This window comes from Roseburia sp. AF15-21, from assembly GCF_003479505.1.
Taxonomy (GTDB): Bacteria; Bacillota; Clostridia; order Lachnospirales; family Lachnospiraceae; genus Roseburia_C; species Roseburia_C amylophila.
Genome location: NZ_QUHG01000003.1, coordinates 140,314 through 157,303, shown reverse-complemented (window position 1 = coordinate 157,303; position 16,990 = coordinate 140,314). Strand labels below are relative to the sequence as shown.

The following is a 16,990-nucleotide window of genomic DNA, read 5'->3' as shown; positions in this document are numbered from 1 at the left end:
AATTTCTCCTCTGTTCATTTACTCTTCCTTTAGTATTACCACGTTTCTCCGCTCATTATAGCACCCCATAGCAAAAAAGTACAGGACAAAATCGAATGTTTGTTCTGTACTCATTTTTACTCTGTTCGTTTTTATTTTATTTTCTCTTCTGATAACTGCCAGTGCTTTAGAAATCTTTTTTAATCTCTGCCACCAGCTCATCCAGCTGTTCCAGTTGTTCGTTCTTTAATGAAGATTTAATACTTACCTTTGGTTCAATAATCTTCATGTCTTTCATTTCCGCAATCTTATCTGCCATCTGTTTTCCAGCTGTTGCTGCCCAGGTACCATTATCCAGAATTGCAACGGTACGTTTCTGTACGGCAAGTGCTTTCATGTCATTCAAGAAGTTCTCCATAACCGGATAAACGTTTCCATTATAAGTCGGAGCTGCCAGTACAATATGGCTGCAACGGAATGCTTCTGAAATCAAAGTGGAAACATGTGTATTGGATACATCATATACTACAATATTATGGATATCTGCTTCTGCCAGCTTTGCTGCGAGTACATTTGCAAGATTTTCTGTATTTCCATACATGGACGCATAAGCAATCATAACTGCTTTCTCTTCCGGCTCATAGCTGCTCCAGGTATTGTATTTATCCAGAATGTAACCAAGATTGGAACGCCAGATTGGGCCATGCAGTGGACAGATAATGGAAATATCAAGTCCTGCTGCCTTCTTCAAGGTTGTCTGAACCGGTCCACCGTATTTTCCAACAATATTGGTATAATAACGTCTTGCGTCATCCAGCCAGTCGCGGTCGAAATCAATTTCATCATTAAAAATATTTCCGTTCAATGCACCGAAGGTTCCGAATGCATCTGCTGAAAATAATACTTTGTCCGTTTCATCATATGTTACCATTACTTCCGGCCAGTGTACCATCGGTGCCATCACAAAGTGAAGGGTATGTTTTCCGGTATTTAATGTCTCGCCTTCTTTCACAGTAACGGAATGTTCTGCAATATCAAAGGTATAGAACTGCTGTATCATGCCAAAGGTCTTGGCATTTCCCACAACCTTTACTTCCGGATATTGTCTTACGATTTCTTCGATTAAAGCACAGTGATCCGGTTCCATATGATTTACAATCATGTAATCCAGTTTTCTTCCATCCAGTGCAAATGCCAGATTTTCTAAAAACTGTCCTGCAATGGAACGGTCTACGGTATCTAATAATACTGTTTTTTCATCTTTTAAAAGATAGGAATTATAGGATACGCCTCTTGGAATCGGGAATACGTTTTCAAATAAAGCAAGTCTCCTGTCACTTCCACCAATCCAGATTATATCTTCTGTTACTTTTCTTGTGCAATGCATCTATTTTCCTCCTTTTGTCATATTTACTGTTATAATGTAATTTAATTATTATAAGTCGATTTAATTTTTGTATTTTTATTCTTAAGCTTTTCTTCCGCAGCACTGTTTGTATTTCTTGCCACTTCCGCATGGGCACGGATCATTCGGATAAACCTTTGCTGCCGCACGTTTCTTCGGTACGCCCTGTGCAGTCTCATCCTTATTGGTTCCGGTTACTTTTGCAACCTGCTCTCTTTCTACCTTCTGCTCTACTCTGACATGGAATAACAGACGGACGGTATCTTCCTGAATACTGTTAATCATCTCTTCGAACATATCATAACCGCTCATCTTATACTCTACCAGCGGGTCTCTCTGCCCATAAGCCTGTAAACCGATTCCCTGACGCAGCTGATCCATATCATCAATATGATCCATCCACTTACGGTCAATAACTTTCAGTAAAATAACGCGCTCTAATTCACGGACAGCTTCCGGCTCCGGGAACTCTGCTTCCTTCTCCTCGTAGAGTTTTACAGCCTGTTCTTTTAAAGCATGTTTTAACTTCTTCTGATCCTTGTATTCTTTTGCCTGCTCCGGTGTCACCTGCTGAAGTGGAATAATTGGAATCAATAACTGGTTCAGTTCATTAATGTCCCATTCTTCCGGTGGTAAATCCGGCGAAATACAGGTATCTACTGTATTTTCCACTCTGTCGGTAATCATCTTATAGATAACATCACGCATGCTCTCGCCATTCAATACGCGGAGACGTTCTGCATAAATAATCTCTCTCTGGTCATTCATAACCTGATCATATTCCAACAGATTCTTACGGATTCCAAAGTTATTTCCCTCAATCTTCTTCTGTGCCTTTTCAATTGCACTGGTCAGCATCTTATGCTGAATCTGCTCGCCTTCCGGCACACCCAAAGTATTAAACATGCTAAGCAGTTTCTCAGAACCAAACAGACGCATCAAATCATCTTCCAGCGAAATGAAGAACTGGGATTCTCCCGGGTCTCCCTGACGGCCGGAACGTCCTCGCAGCTGGTTATCAATACGTCTGGATTCATGACGCTCAGTACCGATGATTTTCAGACCGCCGGCTTCCTTTGCTTCATCATCCAGCTTAATATCAGTACCACGACCAGCCATGTTGGTTGCGATGGTAACCGCACCATGTACACCGGCCTGTGCTACAATTTCAGCCTCTAACTCATGGAATTTTGCATTCAAAACTTTGTGTGGTATACCACGCTTATTCAACATGGAGCTTACCAGCTCAGAAGTATCGATATTGATGGTACCAACCAGAACCGGCTGTCCTTTCTTGTATGCTTCTTCTACTTCATCCACAACAGCATGGAATTTTTCTTTCTTGGTCTTATAAACAGCATCCTCTTTATCCACACGGATAACCGGTCTGTTGGTAGGAATCTCGATAACGTCCATTCCATAGATGTCACGGAACTCTTTTTCCTCTGTCAAAGCGGTACCGGTCATACCTGCTTTCTTATCATACTTATTGAAGAAGTTCTGGAATGTAATATTGGCAAGGGTCTTGCTCTCACGTTTTACTTTTACATGCTCTTTTGCTTCAATTGCCTGATGTAATCCATCAGAATAACGCCGGCCCGGCATAATACGTCCGGTAAATTCATCTACGATTAATACCTGATCATCTTTTACCACATAATCCTGATCACGGAACATCAGATTGTGTGCACGCAGTGCTAAAATGATATTATGCTGAATCTCAAGATTATCCGGATCTGCAAGGTTATCAATGTGGAAAAACTGTTCTACCTTCTTTACACCTTCTAATGTCAGATTGACTACTTTATCCTTCTCATTTACCACGAAGTCTCCATCTTCTTCGATTTCCACTCCCATGATAGCATCCATCTTGGTGTATTCCTTCTGATCTTCACCACGTTTCATCTGTCTTGCCAGAATATCGCATGCCTCATAAATGCTGGTGGATTTGCCACTCTGTCCGGAAATGATAAGCGGTGTTCTTGCCTCGTCAATCAACACAGAGTCGACCTCATCGATAATCGCAAAATGAAGTCCACGCTGTACTAACTGTTCCTTGTAAATTACCATGTTATCACGCAGGTAATCGAATCCCAATTCATTATTGGTAATATAGGTAATGTCGCAGTTATATGCATCCTGACGTTCCTTAGTGTCCATGCCGTTAAACACAACGCCAACAGTCAGTCCTAAGAATTCATGAACCTGTCCCATCCACTCAGCATCACGTTTTGCCAGATATTCGTTGACAGTTACAACATGTACGCCCTTTCCTTCCAATGCATTTAAGTATGCTGGCAGGGTAGATACCAGTGTTTTTCCTTCACCAGTCTTCATCTCAGCGATACGTCCCTGATGCAGGATAATACCACCAATCAGCTGAACACGGTAATGTTCCATTCCAAGCACTCTCTTTGCTGCCTCACGAACGGTTGCATATGCTTCCGGAAGCAGATCGTCCAATGTCTCACCATCAGCAAGTCTCTTTTTGAATTCTTTTGTCTTATCCTTTAACTGCTCATCAGTCAGTTCCTGCATGGCAGGCCGATAAGACTCTATCTTATCTATAAGCGGATAAATTCTTTTTAATTCTCTTTCGCTATGTGTTCCAAAGATTTTTTCTATTGCTTTCATATAATGCTCCTATCCATAATTTTGCTTACGCAACTATGAAATATTGTACCACTATCTGCCTTTCTTCACAATATCTAATCCCATGAACGTTTTATAAACTTTTTGTTAAATCAGTGGACTTTTTACAAACAGATGCTATAATAGGCAAAGATTGAACAGGCGATTGCAAAATGGAAAAACAGAATAAGATATTTTTATAGGTGAAAGACTTCACTTCTTTTTAATGGATATGAAATATCTCGTAACTCTTAGCACTTTATTTTTCTTGATTGAAGACTGTCTTTCCGGTTGCTTTGACATAGGATTCCAGAACTGTCCGCCGGTTGCGGATACAACGCCAAACCCGCAAGGGGCACTAGGAATTTCGATGAAATCATGATTATGTCCGGCAACCGGTGTATATTCACATCCATGTTCAGATACACCTCACTGGCACATCCCTGTGCCAGTGTTGCCGGTTGCCAGTGAAATTCCAAGTGCCCCTAGCAGCTTTGCCAAGGTATCCGCACTCCGGCGGACAGTTCCGGAATTTCTTGTCAAACATTGGAAAGACAGTCGATATAACAGAAAGAAAAATAAAGTGCTTAGTGTTACAATATTTCATATCCGAAAAGAAGAGGAGCCTTTCACCTCATAAAAAATATGTCATACACTATTTTTCATTTTGCAATCGCCTGACAACAAGTCCAGGTATAGAAAGGAGTTTCTTATGCATTACACATACAAAACCAAAGGAACCTGTTCCACCCAGATTGATTTGGATTTAGAGGGAAATGTTTTAAAACATGTTACCTTTACCAACGGATGTAACGGCAACTTAAAGGCTATCTCTTCTTTGGTAGAAGGATTAACGGTAGAAGAAGTAGAAGAAAAATTAAAGGGCATCACCTGTGGATTCAAATCCACTTCCTGTGGCGACCAGCTTGCCCAGGCATGCTTAGCAGCCCTTGAAGCGCAGAAAAAAGAAGCATAACAGAACAAAGAATGTGCCTTGGCACATTCCCGCGCCTGCGGCGGTCGCTTGCGACATCTACCTTATACGCTGCAGTGCGCATCCTCGCGGAGCGTTTTTTACTTTACAGGAAAGCAATTCCCTGTAAAGTGAAAAAGGGCATCATCTAAATTCTCTTAAGATGATGCCCTTTCATACTATTTCGTCCATTGGACTTTTACCTCATTTCGTATATTTCGTCTTCAATCCCTGAACCCTTCCTCCTGAATCCGTTCGCTTCTGAGTCCTGTTGGACTGGAACCATATCTTTACGTTGCCGTTCTGATTCTCCATCCACTTTTCTTTTGTATTTACCTCAGGTTTTCCTTCCGATTCTGAATCCATGAACTGAATCTGATTTTATTATTTATTATGTCAGGTTTCATAATATCTATCAGCTCTGCATTGGACCGTACCTTCCTTTCTTACTATTGCGTTTCTCTTCGTCTAAACGCTTGTCCGATTCTGATTTAATATCCTGGTGGTATCGACCTCCTCTTACATTATTATGAGTTTGTTCCTTCTCTTTCTGGTGGAATCTCCTCCTTACTTTGTTTCCGTTCATTTGTTTCTTTTGATGATTTGATTATATCTAACTATAGTTCATTTGTCAATACTATTTTTAGAATTTTCTTAATTATTTTTCGTATTTACTTTATTATATTGCATATATTGTGTAAATTATCTGAATTTTCAGTTTTATTTAAATTGTTAAAACAACTACAGGAAACATATGTAACTGTAATCTGTCTGCGATGCCATTTCCTATTCGCTGACTTTCCACTCTACCTGGGCACTTTCTTCCTTCTGAAGAGAAAGCAGAAGAGTAAATAACTGATGAATGGTCTCCATCAATTTCTGGCTTGGAAGAATTGCATACTGAGCCAGCCGGTCCAAATCAAAATAGCGGACATTCGGATCCGGCAGGAATACCATATTGGTGCTCCGCACTTCTTCTCCACAAGTCTCAATATTTTCATAAGTAATCATTACAAATTCATTTCCATGCTCTTCGCAGGAATAGGCTGTATAACACTCATCTACTACCCACTGCTTTCCGTCGGCTTCTACAACCGGCTTTTCGGATTCCTCTTTATATTCGCTGGTCTTCATCTCAACATTCCAGTGCTGCTTTCCCTCTTTGGTTCTCTCATATAAATGCTCTAATGTGCTGTTTAAAAATTCTGGTGTCATTTTTTGCTGTCTCCTTCTATTTACTATTGTTTTTGTTCTGTACTTTTATGTTGTGGCTGTCCGCAGTTGCATTCGGACAGCCCCGGTTATTTTTGTCCTGTTTTTCTATTATAACACAGCCGCTTCTGCTGTGAAACCATAAGAAACAATACTTTTTAATGCCTTTTCTTTAACGAAGCCCGGATTCCTTTGCCTCTGTTTCCAGTCCGTTGGCAAAATAATCCGCCATAGCAATAATCTGCCGCTGGATATTCCAGAATGTCTGTAAATCTTTTTCATAATTGCCGGCAAGCCGCTCACTGATTTCCTGTCCGGTCAGGTCTACGTACATACGGAACATTTCTTTTAATGCACTTTCTTCATATTCCGGTGTTGCAGATGCTAAAAGTTCTGCGATGCGGTCTGCATTTTCGTTTAACCGGCGTACCTGCTCCGCCATATCCTTCGTTCTCCCTTCTTTTTTCTGGGTAATCAGTCCACCGGTAAGCTCTACCTGGCGCACCAGTAAATCTCTGAGGCTGTGCACCGTATTTTCCGGATAATATCTGCCGAAAAGGTCTGCTATTTCCTCTGCATTATCAATTAATGCAGTAACCAGCTCCTGCTGATCCGGCAAATCCGCCGCCATGCTGACCAAAAGCATCCGGAGCAGGTAAGTATGATTCAGCCATGCCATCCGCATCAGTTCTTTTAAATTTCCTTTTCCGTTGTTATTGGAAATCCCGGAATTTCCTGTATTTCCCGACATTTCCGGTCTTGTGTATTCTCTGCCCGGACATATTTCTATCTTCATTCCAATCTGTAAATTGTAAGGATTTATCCTTGGATTGCTTAAAATAATAGAGGATACCGTTGTCTTATACTGCCGGGAAAGTTTGTATAATGTATCCCCGGCTTCCACGGTATGTTCGATTGAATTGCTGCAGTTCACGCTGACCTCTTTCCATTCTTTCTTACTTTCGTATTAGTTTATGTCAAAAATGTTGATTGGTTCCCCGATTTGCTCTTGCCAGGGAATGTGATTGCGTATACAGTAAGGGAAAAGCATGTTTTTGCGAGGTGTATTATGTCCATTAAAATATTCGTTATGACCCACAAACAATTTAAAGCTCCCACCGATTCCATGTATGTTCCTCTGCAGGTCGGACATGCAATTTCTCCGGAATTGGGCTATCTTGCAGATGATACCGGAGATAATATTTCCCGGAAAAACAAAAGTTTCTGCGAGCTGACCGGCATTTACTGGCTCTGGAAAAATTACCATGCCTGCGATTATATCGGCATCTGTCATTACCGCCGCTATCTCATAAATAGGCAGGGGCTTATTTTCACGGAAAGAGAGCTGATGCGGCTGCTTCAGAATCATGACATGATCACACCAAAGCTTCTGACTTTAAATACTTCGTATTTTAATGGTTTCAGCCAGAACCATCACCAGAAGGATCTGCTGATTACTGAGCAGGTTATTTCTGAAAAATACCCTGACTATTTGCCTGTTTTTCACCATATGGTTCATGATGTACATACTTATTTTGGGAATATTTTCATTACTTCAAAGGAACGATTTGATGCCTACTGTGAATGGCTGTTTGACATTCTCTTTGAAGTGGAGTGCCGGGTCGATATCAGCAACTATGATAATTACTGCAAGCGGTTGTTTGGATTCCTGTCGGAATTTCTGTTAACAGTTTACATTGCGAAGCAGAATCTCTCCACTTATGAATGTATGGTGGGGATGTCCGGCGAAAAACATGAAACAAGAGTTCTCCGGGAATCTCTGGCAAAATGTTTTGCGAATGGCGACTACCAGAAAGCCCAGTCCATTTTCATGGAAAGCTATGCGAAACGCCCGGACATTCTGATGGAAGCTTCTGATATTACCGGTGAACTGCACCTTTGCATGCAGGTAATTTCTACCTGTTCCTTTGAACAGGAACTTTATGGGCACAACCTTTTAGATATGATTCATGATTATCATTCCCTGATGGAATTCTGCCACCGGTTAAATGAAATTGTAAATCATTTTCTTACAGGGACAGAGTCTGCCGCTGATATTTCATGGCTCAAAAAATCCACTGCTCTCTCTCCGAAAGCAGTGGATATAGCGATTCAAATGTTCTGTTCTGATGAGGACTTAAAAGAGAACGTATTTTCAAAAATCTGTTCCCATCTCAAAGATTTTTGAATTCCGGCTTCTTCCTTCTAATCTGCCCATCTTTCCGGTTTCACCTGTTTCTACTGGCAGGCTGCCACAGAAACGGTCCGGCATCCCGGTGAAATAATTTCGCAATGGTCAGAGAATGTTACGGTCATTCCCTCTTTTTCAAAAAATGCTTCAATTGCCGCTTTGAGCATACCCTCTTTACCATCACATGCACAAAATCCTAACGGTTCTACAACGGCTGTCTCCGCATCATGAAAGCTAATACGGTATGGCAGGCGTTGTTCATGTAACGCTGCATTCAGGTGTGCAATCTGGTTATAAGTAAATTCCTGTCTCATAAGCACCCCTCCTCTACGGTCGTATGACAACTCTCTCGTATTACTTCTAGATATATATATTATAACTCAATTTTCTGAAAATATAAAGTAAAATGTATTTACTTTCTGTTATATTTCTATTACCATATTAGTATATTACATTAGGTCATTGTCAACGAGATAAGTTGATACCGGAAAACTTTGGTATCGAAGAACCTTTTGTTTTTATAATATGAAATACCTGCATTTCTTATGTGTGTGTTTCGCTTGATGGTAAACTGTCTTTCCGTTGCTTTGACGGAATCTCTGCACTGTCCGTCGATTGTAGATGCCACCTAACGGCTGCAAGGGGCACCGGAAATTTCGGACAATATATCACTTTATCCGGCAACCGGTGCAAATTCACATCCGTGCTCATATGCACCTCTCTGGCACATCCCTGTGCCAGTGTTGCCGGTTTTCAGGCGAAATTCCAAGTGCCCCTAGCAGTCGTTATAAGGCATCTGCATTTCGACGAACCGTACAGTGATTTTGTCAAACATTGGAAAGATAGTTTTTATAACCAAAAGTGAAACACACACATTAGAAATTCGGTATTTTTATATCTAAAACAAAGGTCTTCGATACCAGAAGTTTTCCGGGGACAACGTATCCTTGTGCGGTCAATACCTGAGTATATTAAATCAAAAGAGGAGAATGTTATGTATGAATGTCCCAATTGTGGAGGAAATCTGAGGTTTGATATTCCAACACAATCACTTGTCTGTGACTACTGTCACACACAGCTGAATCCTTACAGCTATCAGAAGGATCACGATGCTGTGGAGACATCTACTTATGATGTCAACATTTTCACCTGTCCGCAATGCGGCGGTGAAATCTTAAGTACTGAGAATGCTGCAACCGGATTCTGTAGTTTCTGTGGTGCTTCTACGATTCTTGACAGCCGGATTGCCAGGGAAAAACGTCCGGACTACATTGTTCCTTTCCAGATTACCAAGGAGGACTGCAAGAAGGCTTATGGCAAAATGATGCGCCATGCCATTTTTGCCCCTAAGGAACTGAAAGACCCGCGCAATGTAGACAATTTCCGTGGGATTTATATGCCTTACTGGGTATATAACATTACCCACGAAGGTACGGTACAGCTGCCGGCTGAAAAAAGCCACCGGGAAGGTAACTATATTGTAACCGACCACTATAATCTGCTCTGCCAGACGGATGCCTATTATAAAGGGCTCTCTTATGATGCGTCTTCTTCTTTTTCGGATGTTATCAGCGAGAATATTGCTCCCTTTGATGTGCGCGGCATGAAAAGTTTTACTCCGTCCATTCTGTGTGGTTTCTATGCTGATACTGCCGATGTGGACAGCGATATTTATCTGGAGGACGCAAAAGCCATTGCCAATGAACAGACTTATTCCAAAGTCAAAAAAATACCTGCCTTCCAGGAATTTAATTTTATTTATCCGGAAACAAACCATTATATGAGTTATGCATTAAATACGGAATGCAAGGAAGCTGCCAGCGCCATGCTTCCGGTATGGTTCTTATCCTACCGTAACAAAGACCGCGTTGCCTACGCTACGGTCAATGGACAGACCGGAAAGGTTGCTGCTGATATCCCGGTAGATAGACGTAAATTTTTACTCGGTTCCTTTCTACTGGCTATCCCGGTTTTTCTGCTTTTAAATCTTTTCTTTACCATACGGCCTGCTTCAACCCTGATACTTTCTGCGGCTCTGGCACTTTTTGCCTCCATTATTTATTTTGTGGAGCTGAGCGAAATCCATAGTCAGGAAACCTATGAGAATGACAGGGGATATCAGTCCAAACAGGGAAATGTCAAGAAAGAAGCCAACGTAAAAATAAACTTAAAGCCCCATAAAAGCATGAAATCTAAATTTGAAAGCATTATTCCTTATCTGTTTTTAGGTGTATTTGCAATTCAGGTTCTAATGGGAATCTTTAGTTCCGGCGGTTTTTCATTTTCTAAAATTGTTATGCTTATTGTTATCGGCGGTGGGATTCTGACTTCGCTGTTTGGATTTTCCCAGTTCAGTGAAACAACCACCCGTGGAAAAATTCCGGGATTCCTAGGTGCCTTAATTTCCATTGCTGCTGCCGGAATGATTACTTTCCTGCATCCGGTTTCCGACCTTTATTACTATGGTGGTGCAATTGTATCTTTTGCCGGTATTATTTTTACGCTTCTTAGCATTTTAAAGGAATACAATATGCTTACCATGCGGAAACTGCCGCAGTTTAACCGACAGGGAGGTGATGACCGTGCCTGATACATATAAGAAGAAATACAGCTCTTTTTCTGCAAAAATAATTCTTGGCTGCCTGCTTGCATGTTTCTTCCTCTTACTTAACGGAAGTATTACCTGCAAAGCCGAAACCAAGACCTATACCAATAAAAGCACCGGTTATCAGGTTATCGTTGAGGACGATGCCAACCTTTTAACAGACGAGGAAGAAACCACCCTTGGAAAAGAGATGGCTCCGATTACCACTTACGGAAGTGTTGCTTTTAAATCCATCGATTACAATCCTTACTATTCTACTGAGGATTATATCCGAAGCTATTACCGCGACACCTTCGGTTCCACCAGTGCAACCGTATTTCTCATTGATATGGACAATCGGAACATCTGGATTCACAGCAACGGAACCATTTATGAAACCATTACGAAAAATTATGCCAACACTATCACCGATAATGTATACAAATATGCCTCTGATGGTGATTATTACACCTGTGCATTTACCGCTTTTGGTCAGATTAATACATTGCTCGAAGGGCGAAAAATTGCGCAGCCGATGAAATATATCAGTAATGCCTTTTTAGCAGTTATCATTGCTTTGTTGTTAAATTATTTTCTGGTACGTTCCTTCTCCCGTGCGAAGAGACCATCGAAAACAGATCTTTTAGGAAAGGTATTTACACAGTGCAATATTGTCAATCCAAATGTCCGTTTTATCCGGCAATCCCGTGTCTACAGTCCGCCTTCCAGCAGCGGCAGCGGTGGCAGCAGCGGTGGCGGCGGTGGCAGCAGCAGTGGCGGTGGCGGCGGTGGCGGCGGTCACAGCTTCTAATCCCAAGACCTGCCTTTTGCCGTTTCATACCGCTATTTCATAACCTGTAGAACCTGCCACCGGCAAATTCTTACAGATGTCCGGCAATAGCAAAAATCCCATGGAGAATATTTCTGTTTTCCATGGGATTCTTTTTGACGTTTCTTTATATTGATATTTTTTATATTGCTTTCTTTTCTAAGTTTTTCATGATATTTAATTCACGCAATGCATAGAAAATGGCAACGACAGCTGCAGCTGCATCTGCGATTGGTCCTGCATACATTACTCCATCGATTCCCATAAACAAAGGGAAAATAAGAATCAGCGGCAGCAAAAACAGCACCTGCCTGGTCAGCGATACTACAATACCAAGTCTGGCTTTTCCAATGGATGTAAAGAAACCAGAAGACATTGGCTGGATTCCATTGATAAATGTCATAAACATAAAAATTCTGAAATACCGCTCTGCAAACTGGAAATATTCTGCACTTCCATCACCAAATACCGCCACCAGCTGATGTGGGAATATCTGAAATACAATAAAAAATGCAACACCCACCAGCATAGATATCTCAAAGGCACGCCAGAATGTTTTTCTTACTCTCTCGAAACTTCCCGCTCCATAATTAAAGCCCCAGATTGGCTGACAGCCCTGGGAAATTCCAATACAGATTGCCATAAATACCATATTTACTTTTGAGATAATTCCAACGCAGGCAAGGGGGATATCTGTTCCATATACAGACATTTCTCCGTAATGACGCAGCGTATTATTCATGGTAATCTGCACGATTGCCATGGCTATCTGGTTGATGCAGGAAGCCATTCCCAATGCTGCAATCGCTTTCATATATTTTACCTTTGGGCGAAGCATGGAAAGCCGAAGTTCCATTTTACGGAATTTTACAAAATATATAATAACAAGCAGACCTGATACAAACTGTCCGATTACAGTCGCCCATGCGGCTCCTTTGATTCCCCAGTTAAATGTAAAAATAAATAACGGGTCTAAAATCGTGTTGATAATTGCACCCACAAGCATGCAGGTCATAGAATAGGTCGGACTTCTGTCCGCACGGATCAGATGCGTTCCGCCGGTTGTGGATACCAGAAACGGGATTCCTAAGGCTGTAATAAATGTATAATCCTGTGCATATGGCAACACATCTGGTGTTACACCAAATAAATACAGCAGCGGATTTAAAAACAGCAATACGATTGCTGCAATTATCACTCCACAGATAAACAGCAGACCCAGTCCTGTTCCTGCAATCTTATTTGCTTCTTCTACATTTCCTTTTCCGGTCTCCAGATTATAATTGGATGCACTTCCGATTCCAAGTAACAATGCCGTTGCCGTGCAGATAATGGATACCGGAAATGCAATATTTGTTGCAGCATTTCCAAGCATGCCAACGCCCTGTCCGATAAATATCTGATCTACTATATTATAAAGGGAACTTACCAGCATGCTGATGATTGCCGGTATTGCAAAGCGGGCAATCAGTTTCCCGATTTTTTCTTCCGCCAGCGGATTCTTCGTAGTTTCTACTGTGTGTTCCATCACGGTCTCCTTTCTTTCTCAGGCGAAGGGGAAAGCTTATGACTGAAACAAATAATCAATTGGATATTCAGCAATTAACTGTTTGTTGACGGAAAATACCAACCGTTCTTAAGTACATGTTTTTCTTGATTGTAAACTGTCTTTTGCCTGCTTTGACTGGAATACTGTACTGTCCGCTGGATACGGATGCCACATAAGTCCTGCAAGGGGCACTAGGAATTTCGATTTACAGCCTGCTTTGTCTGGCAACCGGCACAAATTCACATCCATGTTCAATTGTGCCTCGCTGGTACATCCCTGTACCAGCGTTGCCTGTTGTCAGACGAAATTCCAAGTGCCCCTAACAGTCCTTAAAATACATCCGTATTTCAGCGAACGGTGCAGTATTACTGTCAAACATGGAAAAGACTGTTTTCATAGCAAAAAGAAAAACATGTACTTTAGAACTGTGGGATTTTCCAGTCCCAAACAGGCAATTGGTGAATAACCAATGATTTTGTATTATCTTATAAGCTTTCCCCATCGCCTGCATAAAGCATTTCATACCGAACGATTGTAACACCCATTTTCTCCGAAGTCAAACCAGCGGTGGAAGAGATTTCATAGAACATAGAATGTGCCTTGGCACATTCTCGCGCCTGCGGCGGTCGCTTGCGACATCTACCTTATACGCCGCAGTGCGCATCCTCGCGGAGCGTTTCTTACTTTACAGGAAAGCAATTTCCTGTAAAGTGAAAAATATGTCTTTTGCAACCATACCCAAAGAATGGTATACTTAGCATAGATATGGAGGTCGTATGATACAGACAGATAAATTGGTACAATTCTATTGTGCCCAGTATAAAACCTTTGCGAAAAAGAAGCATAAAAAAACGATACCGGAAACAGGTCCTTATCCGAAGCGGATGCAGCGGCTTTCCAAGGAACTGCTGGCTATCCATTCTCCGAAGATAAAGCAGCCGCAGCTGGAGAATTATCACCGTCAGCTCCGTAATCTTTCCTATTTTGTTTATCGGGATGCCAATCCCATTTATATTATGCAGTTTGAGACGTATCTTGTTGCTGAGCTGGTCCGTCTTGATATCAGTTCCCTGCGGGACGAGGAACCGGAATTAATTACAGAGCGTTTCTTAAACTTTTTATATCAGGAAATGCCCCTTGCAATCTGCCGGCGCACCTTAAAGGATTTGTGCCATCAGTATGGACAATTTGGAATGCGTCATCAGATTGTCGGGATGGTTCCGTTGAAACCGGAAACAGAATTTCCACAGACCAGAGGCATGCAGCGGCATTTTATCCTGCATGTTGGTCCTACCAACTGTGGCAAAACTTATCACGCATTAGAGCGTTTAAAAGAGGCTTCGTGCGGAGTCTATCTTGGTCCTTTGCGTCTTCTAGCGCTGGAAATCTATGAGAAAATGAAAGATGCCGGCATTGCCTGTACAATGCTTACCGGAGAAGAATGCATTCCGGAGGAAAACAGCCGGATTACTTCTTCTACCATTGAAATGTTGGACATGGAACAGCACTATGATATTGCCGTTATTGATGAAGCACAGATGATTGCAGACCGTGACCGTGGGCACTCCTGGACCCGCGCTATTCTGGGGGTAAAAGCAGATGAAATCCATATCTGCATGAGTCCTGCTGCCGAGGAAGTTGTTACCCACCTCATAGCCCTTTGCGAGGATACCTTTGAGGTTCGCCACTATGAACGGAAAACTGCACTAGTCTGTGAGCAAGAGGCATTTGTTTTTCCGGATGATGTCACAGAAGGTGATGCACTAATCACTTTTACCAAGCGTGCTGTCTTAGACATTGCCGGACGATTAGAACGTGAGGGAATTCGTGCCAGTGTCATCTACGGCAGTCTTCCACCGGAAATCCGCAGAAGACAGATTCGTCTTTTCTTAAGCCACGAAACAAAAGTAGTGGTTTCCACCGATGCCATCGGTATGGGACTGAATCTTCCGGTACGAAGAATTGTTTTTATCCAGACAGAAAAGTATGACGGCATTTCCACCCGCCCGCTTAATATTCCGGAGATACGGCAGATTGCCGGACGTGCCGGACGGTTTGGCATGTATGACACCGGTTATGTCAATGCCATGGGCGAGGATGCCAGAAATTATATTGCCAAACGTTTTGACCAGCCGGAACCGGTTATTAAGAAGGTAAGCCTTGGTTTCCCACATGTCCTTTTAGATATGGACGAGCCATTAAATGCCATTTTAAAAATATGGAAATCCGTAGAGCCCTCTGCTCCTTTTGAGAAAATCAGCATTGACGAAATTCTCTTTCTATATGATAAGGCATATAAAGCCCGTAAAGAAATCGATGGGTTTGAGGATAAACATATACTCTACCGGATGCTGACCTGCTCCATTGATATCAAAAACCGGGATATCGTTGATTTGTGGCTCTATTACTGTAAAACCTATACTGCTGATGTCTCCCTTCATTTTCCATCACTGATTATGTGTAATGACAAGGGACTGATGCGTTACGAAACTTTTTATAAAATGTTGGACTTGTACCATCAGTTTTCCACCAGAATGGGAAAAATTTCTGATAGCGAGCGATTAAACCGGGAACGGGAAAAGACAGAAGATACAATTATGAAGCTTCTTGCCAAAGATAAGAAGGATTATATCCGCACCTGTAAATACTGCGGCGTAACGCTGCCGGTAGGTTATCCGTTCCGGGTCTGTGAGAAGTGTTATGGACACAGTCCCTATAAAAAAATCTGATAACAGGAGGTAATCATTATGTTTCTTTCCATTGAGTCCAAACATCCAAAATTTTATCAGGTCTTCCGGATTTTCATCGTATTTTTTGCATCGATTCTGTATGCATGGAACCTGCGTTGTTTTGCGAAAACTGCCGGATTATTTCCGGGTGGCTTTTCCGGAGTATCCCTGCTCTTGCAGGAAATCGGACTGACCTTTTTCCATATTGATATTCCATATACCTTTTTCAACGTGGCTTTAAATATTTTCCCAATCTATATCGGTTTCCGGTTCCTTGGGAAAAAATTTACCTGGTACTCGATTCTTACGATTTTCTTATCCAGTATTTTCGTAGACCTGCTGCCGGCTTATGTATTTACACAGGATGTTCTTTTAATCAGTGTGTTCGGTGGTCTTTTAAACGGATTTGCCATCTGCCTGTGCTTAAACGTTGGAACTACTACCGGTGGAACCGATTTTATCAGTATTTATCTTTCTTCCCAGAAGGGAATTGATGCATGGAATTATATTCTCCTTGGCAATGTCATTATCCTTGCCATTGCAGGTGCTCTCTTTGGCTGGTCTATTGCACTTTATTCCATTATTTACCAGTTCTGCAGCACACAGGTAATTCAGATGCTTTATAAGCGTTACAAGAAAGAGACTCTGTTTATTATTTCTGATAAATCCAATGAAATTTATCATGCGATCCGGGAAACCACCAACCACGATGCCACCCTCTTTCAGGGCATTGGCTGTTATGAAGAAAAAGAAAAGACGCTTATCTACTCCGTCATTAATACGGAGGCTAAGCGCCAGTTAATTCCTATGATACGTTCCATCGACCCACACGCATTTATCAATATTGTAAAGACGGAGGAATTGGAAGGCCGGTTTCACAATACTCCAAATGATTAATGCATCATCTG

General features: G+C 41.8%; 12 protein-coding genes. 6 read left to right on the top strand and 6 right to left on the bottom strand.

Annotated features, from left to right (window positions below; genetic code table 11):
* Window positions 1-166 precede the first annotated feature (166 nt).
* Both DWW33_RS05995 and secA read right to left on the bottom strand, forming a co-directional pair.
* Complete coding sequence (locus tag DWW33_RS05995) at window positions 167-1,366, bottom strand: FprA family A-type flavoprotein (RefSeq protein WP_118639066.1); 1,200 nt, start codon at window positions 1,364-1,366, stop codon at window positions 167-169.
* 81 nt (window positions 1,367-1,447) lie between these two features.
* On the bottom strand, window positions 1,448-4,018 hold the full coding sequence (secA, locus tag DWW33_RS05990) for a preprotein translocase subunit SecA (RefSeq protein WP_117946347.1): 2,571 nt from the start codon (window positions 4,016-4,018) through the stop codon (window positions 1,448-1,450).
* Between the two features lie 709 nt (window positions 4,019-4,727).
* Between secA and DWW33_RS05985 the strand changes: the two genes are divergently transcribed.
* Entirely contained in the window at window positions 4,728-4,991 is a 264-nt protein-coding gene (locus DWW33_RS05985; RefSeq protein WP_022244527.1) for a TIGR03905 family TSCPD domain-containing protein, read from the top strand.
* Window positions 4,992-5,774: 783 nt separating this feature from the next.
* Here the strand turns inward: DWW33_RS05985 and DWW33_RS05980 are convergent.
* Both DWW33_RS05980 and DWW33_RS05975 read right to left on the bottom strand, forming a co-directional pair.
* Complete coding sequence (locus DWW33_RS05980; protein WP_118056522.1) at window positions 5,775-6,203, bottom strand: hypothetical protein; 429 nt, start codon at window positions 6,201-6,203, stop codon at window positions 5,775-5,777.
* Window positions 6,204-6,372: 169 nt separating this feature from the next.
* Window positions 6,373-7,134, bottom strand: a complete 762-nt coding sequence (locus DWW33_RS05975) for a LysM peptidoglycan-binding domain-containing protein (RefSeq protein ID WP_118639065.1) — start codon at window positions 7,132-7,134, stop codon at window positions 6,373-6,375.
* Window positions 7,135-7,269: 135 nt separating this feature from the next.
* On the opposite strand from DWW33_RS05975, the gene DWW33_RS05970 reads away from it, so the two are divergent.
* A complete protein-coding gene (locus DWW33_RS05970) occupies window positions 7,270-8,388 on the top strand; it encodes a DUF4422 domain-containing protein (protein WP_118639064.1) in 1,119 nt (372 codons plus the stop codon).
* A gap of 50 nt (window positions 8,389-8,438) precedes the next feature.
* On the opposite strand, the gene DWW33_RS05965 is transcribed toward DWW33_RS05970, so the two are convergent.
* Complete coding sequence (locus DWW33_RS05965) at window positions 8,439-8,705, bottom strand: RDAC family protein (RefSeq protein ID WP_117698453.1); 267 nt, start codon at window positions 8,703-8,705, stop codon at window positions 8,439-8,441.
* A 680-nt stretch (window positions 8,706-9,385) separates the two neighbouring features.
* Between DWW33_RS05965 and DWW33_RS05960 the strand changes: the two genes are divergently transcribed.
* Window positions 9,386-10,981 carry a zinc ribbon domain-containing protein gene (locus tag DWW33_RS05960; RefSeq protein WP_117698454.1) on the top strand — a complete coding sequence of 532 codons (1,596 nt, stop codon included), beginning with the start codon at window positions 9,386-9,388 and terminating at the stop codon, window positions 10,979-10,981.
* Window positions 10,974-11,786: a TPM domain-containing protein gene (locus tag DWW33_RS05955; protein WP_158577460.1), complete on the top strand. Its 813-nt coding sequence runs from the start codon at window positions 10,974-10,976 to the stop codon at window positions 11,784-11,786. The genes DWW33_RS05960 and DWW33_RS05955 overlap by 8 nt, the downstream gene beginning before the upstream one ends.
* Window positions 11,787-11,946: 160 nt before the next feature.
* Here DWW33_RS05955 and DWW33_RS05950 read toward each other — a convergent pair whose 3' ends face one another.
* Window positions 11,947-13,332: an MATE family efflux transporter gene (locus DWW33_RS05950; protein WP_118639062.1), complete on the bottom strand. Its 1,386-nt coding sequence runs from the start codon at window positions 13,330-13,332 to the stop codon at window positions 11,947-11,949.
* A gap of 797 nt (window positions 13,333-14,129) precedes the next feature.
* On the opposite strand from DWW33_RS05950, the gene DWW33_RS05940 reads away from it, so the two are divergent.
* Window positions 14,130-16,082: a helicase-related protein gene (locus DWW33_RS05940; RefSeq protein WP_118639061.1), complete on the top strand. Its 1,953-nt coding sequence runs from the start codon at window positions 14,130-14,132 to the stop codon at window positions 16,080-16,082.
* A gap of 18 nt (window positions 16,083-16,100) precedes the next feature.
* Entirely contained in the window at window positions 16,101-16,979 is an 879-nt protein-coding gene (locus DWW33_RS05935) for a YitT family protein (protein ID WP_117698457.1), read from the top strand.
* Window positions 16,980-16,990: the final 11 nt, after the last annotated feature.